We start from the raw sequence: 4,765 nt of genomic DNA, 5'->3' as shown, positions 1-4,765 counted from the left end.
ATGCTACGCGACGTGCGGCTTTGCGCCCGGGAGCCGCACCGGCCCTGCGAAGACGGCCGCACCCCCGGATCGTTCGCACGCGGGGGTCGAGGCGGGTGTACTAGGCACCGCCGCGGCGATCTGCAATCATTGGATAATTGAACGCTTAATGTTCCATTGTTACATCGCAGCAAGGAGTGGTCTTGTCTCGTCTCGAGGACAGATACGCGCTGGTTACCGGCGGGGCTCAGGGGTTGGGCGGGGCCATCGCCGAGGAGTTGGCCAGCCTGGGCGCTCACGTTTCGATCGTCGATCTCAACGGGGAGAAGGGCCTTGAGCGCGTCGAGCGAATTCGGGGCAATTCCGGGCGGGCCTCCTTCATCAGGGCCAACGTCGCCCACCGCGATGCGATTGAAGCCGCCGTTCAGGAGGCGGCGGAAACCGGGGGCGGCCGCATCGACGTCTTGGTCAACGCGGCGCAGTTCTTCGCGATGCCGAAGGCGCTGGAATTGGTCACCGATAAGGATTGGGAGCTTTCCGAGGCCACGGGGCCCAAGGCTACGTTCCGGTTCATGCAGCTCTGCTTTCCGTTCCTGCGCGAGTCGGGGCGGGCGTCGGTGATCAACTTCGTGTCGGGCTCCGCCCTCGCCGGCATCGCCTACACCGCTCCGTACTCGGCGGCCAAGGGCGCGGTGGCGGCGCTGACCAAGGTGGCCGCCAACGAGTGGGCTCGCCACCGCATCCGCGTCAACGCAGTGTGCCCGTTCGCCCTTACGGAGGCCCAGGAGAAACTGATCGGCACCGAATGGGACAACTACACGCGGACGGCCGCGGCTTCGCCGATGAAGCGCGGCGCCAGCCCCGTGGAGATCGCGCCCGCCGTGGCCTTCCTCGCCGGGGACGACGCGGCGTTCGTGACCGGCACGGTGCTCCACGTCGATGGGGGCATGACCGAACTGTCGACGGTGGACTACTCGCAATCGCCGGGAGTGTTTGGCTAGCAGTCGAATCGCCTATATACCCCATGACTCACATACCAGACACTTCCCGGCCGGTTCCGGCGCTGACGGCTCTAAGTCGGCCCTTCTGGACCGCCGGCGCCGACGGAGTGCTGCGCATGCAACGCTGCACCGACTGCGGGCGGCTGTGTCACCCGCCCGCGCTGCTGTGCCCTGCCGACCACGCGGCGACCGAGTATGTCGACCTCAGCGGCCGCGGGTTCGTCGAGTCCTGGACGGTGAATCGCCATCAGTGGTTCCCGGGGTTCGCGCCGCCCTATCTGATCGCATTCGTCACTCCGGTCGAGGACAGGAGGGCACGCCTGCTGACCAACCTGGTGAACGTTCATCCCGCCGAGGTCACCGCGAACATGCCCGTTCGCGTCACGTTCGATCGATGCCTAGACGGTGAAGACGAGGTGTTCATTCCATTGTTCGAGCCGGAGCGCTGGTGAATAACGGGGTGACCGATCGGGCGGTCATCAGCGGTATCGGTCAGTCGGCAATCGGCCGCCGGCTGGGGCGGGATCCGCTGGAGCTGACCGCCGAAGCGTGTCTGGCCGCGGTTGCCGACGCGGGTCTGTCGTTGGCCGACATCGACGGGCTCACAACATATCCCGGGTCGTCGCAACCGGGCGTCGGGTTCTCGGGGGCGTCGTTGCGGGACATCCACGACGCGCTGGGAATCCAGCCGAACTGGGTCGCCGGGGGAGTGGAATCCCCCGGGCAGCTGGGCGCCGTGGTGGACGCAATGCTCGCTGTCGCGGGCGGGCTTGCCGACCACGTCCTGTGTTGGCGCAGCATCTGGGAGGGCACGGCTCAGGGCGCCGGCCGGCGCAAGGGGTACGGGTCTGGCGGCGGCCGCCCCGCCGGGATGCTGGGCTGGCAGATGCCATTTGGTGCGACGGCGGCCAACCTGGCGGCGCTGCAGATTCGCGCGCGAATGCTGCGGTACGGCCTGACTCGGGAGCAACTCGCGTCGATAGCCATCGCGCAACGGGCCCACGCCGCCCGCAACCCCACGGCGATCTATCGCGACCCACTCGACCTGGACGCCTATCTGGGCGCGCGCATGGTTTCCGACCCGTTGTGCATGTTGGACTGTGACATCGCCTGCGACGGGGCGACCGCATTCGTCGTTTCGCGTGCCGAGCACGTCGCGGGGCTGGACCACCCGGGGGTGGCGGTCGAGGCCCTCGACTGCGCCCACCACGACCGGTTCACCTGGGAGGGAGGTGAAGACATCACCCGCATCAGTTCGCGCTGGTCCACGATCTGGGATCGCACCGACTTCACCATCGCCGACGTCGACGTGGCCTCGTTGTATGACGGGTTCAGTGTCTTTGTGCTCTGCTGGCTGGAGGACTTCGGCTTCTGCCCGGTCGGCGAATCCGGCGCGTGGGTCGCCGATCCGGGGCGCATCTCGCTGGGCGGACAATTACCCATCAACACTGCCGGAGGGCAGCTATCCGGAGGACGTCTGCACGGCTTCGGGCATCTGCATGAAGCGTGCCTGCAGATCCGTGGCGAGGCGGCCGCGCGACAGGTCGACGGCGCGAAGCTGGCCGCGGTCGGTGTCGGGGCGGCCAACAGCGGCACCACCGCGATGCTGCTGCGGCGGGCCTGAGCATGCCGTCGTGCACAATGATCATGCGACTCCGAGGAGGCAGTTGATGGCCGAAGATCAGGCGCCGAAGTTGGGCTTCATCGGGCTGGGCAATCTTGGTGCGCCCATGGCCAAGCGGCTGGTCGGCTGGCCGGGCGGGTTGATCGTTTTCGACGTAAGGCCGGATGCGACAACGTCATTCGCCGACGCGGGAGTGCAGGTCGCCGGCACCGTGGATGATGTGGCGGCCGCGGACATCATCAGTGTCATGGTGCTGAACGACGAGCAAGTGCGCGACGTGGTGGCACGGCTCGCCCCGCGAGCCAAGCGCGGCACCGTCATCGCGATCCACTCGACGATAGACCACAGAACCGCAGTCGAACTCGCGGCCGAACTGGAGCCGACCGGCATTCACGTCATCGATGCACCGGTCAGCGGCGGCGTGGAAGCGGTGAAGACGGGTGACCTGGCTGTCATGGTGGGTGCCGAACGGGACGTCTACGAGCGCGTCAAGCCGGCCTTCAAGCAGTGGGCGTCGATGGTGGTTCACGCGGGAGCACCCGGCTCGGGGACCCGGATGAAGCTGGCGCGCAACATGCTGACTTTCACCTCTTTTGCGGCCGCCTGCGAAGCGATGAAGCTCGCTGAGTTGGCGGGTCTTGATGTGCAAGCGTTCAGCCGGGTCGTGCGCCACACTGACGCACACAGCGGCGGCACCGGAGCGATGATGTTCCGCGACGACATGAGCAGGCCGCTGGCCCCGGATCACTTCCTCTACCAGCCCTTCCTGCACACCCGGGAATTGGGAGAAAAGGATCTCAGCCTGGCGCTCGGCCTCGGCGGCGAGGTGGGCGTCGACCTGCCGCTGGCGCAGATCGCTCTGCGGGATCTCGCCGAAGGGCTCGGCGTGCCCCACGCCGCTGCGACCGAGTCTCAGTGATCAAGACTTGGCGAGGCTGGTCGACGCGACCTATCCACCGATCCATCACGGCCTGATACCTCTGCTCGGCCACGCTCAACTCCCTCATCCAGGGAGTGTCACGGATCAACCGAAGTAGGTGTCACGCATCAACCGAAACACTGTCACCCATCAGCCGAAGACGAAATGTCACACATCAGCCGAGGTCATAGCAGGCCTTGAGTGCCCCCGGCAGGATTCGAACCTGCGACACCGGCTTTAGGAGAGCCGTGCTCTATCCCCTGAGCTACGAGGGCGGACCGCCTGAGCTTACCGGCCGCTTGCGCACCGACGGGCTCAGCGCAGCTCCGCGATGACGTTCGCGAAGTTCTTGATGTGGTTGTCCTGCACTGTGACGGACGTGACCCCGTACTTCTCGCGGTAGAAGTTCAGCCGGTCGGCCATCTCGCGCGGCGTCCCACTCAGCACCGAGGTCTGCTCGAGCAGCTCCTCGTCGGACAGCTCCGGGGCATATTGGCGGGTCATCCTCAGGTCAGGCATGGTCTCACCTTCGGCCGGCAGAGCGGTGATCGCCAGGTTCAACTCCAGCGAGTCGAATCGGTCGCCGGCGGCGCTGCGGACGAACTCGATACGTTCGGTCAGCGGATCGTCGGCCTCCTTCACCCGCGAACCGGTCAGCCCGATGATGTGGGCGTGCTGGGCGGCGATGGTCAACACCCGGTCGCCATTGCCGGCGATGAGGATCGGCGTCTTCGGGTGATGCTCTTCGAGATAGTTCGTCATGTGTTTCAGGTAGTCGACCCGCGCGCCTGCGCTGGGATACGGCAGCTCGGCCGCCTCGAATTCCTCTCGCACGTAACCGGTTCCAAGCCCGATCTCGAGACGGCCGTCGCTCAGCTTGTCCACGTCGCCGAGGTCCCGGCTGAGCAGGGCCGGCTTGTAGAAGGCGGCGTTGAGCACATACATGCTGAGCTTGAGTCGCGTGGTGACCATGGCGGCCGCGGTCAGCGCGGCGATCGGGGAGGCCGCCCCCAAATGGTCCGGCACACAGAGAATGTCGAATCCGACATCTTCGGCACGCTTCACCTTCTCGACGAATGCCTCGCGCGATTTGATGAAGCGCATGCTCATTCCGAAACGAAAATCCTTGGCCACCAACAACTCCATTCAACAGATGAGGACAATTACCAGCTACGAGCCGCTTCCGCCAGGCCCTGCACCAGGGCGCTGGTCACCGGTGACAGCCCGTCACCGCCGGGCAAC

The 4,765-nt window shown here is 66.0% G+C and carries 5 protein-coding genes and 1 tRNA gene; 4 read left to right on the top strand and 2 right to left on the bottom strand.

Annotation, left to right across the window (positions count from 1 at the left end; all coding sequences use genetic code 11):
• Window positions 1-182: 182 nt before the first annotated feature.
• The 4 genes from A9X05_RS20030 to A9X05_RS20015 are packed head-to-tail and all read left to right on the top strand — an operon-like array spanning window position 183 to window position 3,523.
• Window positions 183-980, top strand: coding sequence for an SDR family NAD(P)-dependent oxidoreductase (locus A9X05_RS20030; protein WP_067277377.1), 798 nt, complete (start codon window positions 183-185; stop codon window positions 978-980).
• A 23-nt stretch (window positions 981-1,003) separates the two neighbouring features.
• Window positions 1,004-1,432 (top strand): Zn-ribbon domain-containing OB-fold protein, encoded by a 429-nt coding sequence (locus tag A9X05_RS20025; protein ID WP_067783651.1) that lies wholly within the window; start codon window positions 1,004-1,006, stop codon window positions 1,430-1,432.
• Complete coding sequence (locus tag A9X05_RS20020) at window positions 1,429-2,604, top strand: thiolase family protein (protein ID WP_067760402.1); 1,176 nt, start codon at window positions 1,429-1,431, stop codon at window positions 2,602-2,604. Before A9X05_RS20025 ends, A9X05_RS20020 begins: the two co-directional genes overlap by 4 nt.
• A 46-nt stretch (window positions 2,605-2,650) precedes the next feature.
• Window positions 2,651-3,523: an NAD(P)-dependent oxidoreductase gene (locus A9X05_RS20015; protein ID WP_067760400.1), complete on the top strand. Its 873-nt coding sequence runs from the start codon at window positions 2,651-2,653 to the stop codon at window positions 3,521-3,523.
• Between the two features lie 202 nt (window positions 3,524-3,725).
• Here A9X05_RS20015 and A9X05_RS20010 read toward each other — a convergent pair.
• A tRNA-Arg gene (locus A9X05_RS20010) sits at window positions 3,726-3,798 on the bottom strand.
• A 40-nt stretch (window positions 3,799-3,838) separates the two neighbouring features.
• Window positions 3,839-4,663 (bottom strand): LLM class F420-dependent oxidoreductase, encoded by an 825-nt coding sequence (locus A9X05_RS20005; RefSeq protein ID WP_082954798.1) that lies wholly within the window; start codon window positions 4,661-4,663, stop codon window positions 3,839-3,841.
• Window positions 4,664-4,765: the final 102 nt, after the last annotated feature.

This window comes from Mycobacterium sp. E3298 (assembly GCF_001666895.1).
Taxonomy (GTDB): Bacteria; Actinomycetota; Actinomycetes; order Mycobacteriales; family Mycobacteriaceae; genus Mycobacterium.
This window is presented reverse-complemented; position numbering and strand designations above follow the sequence as displayed.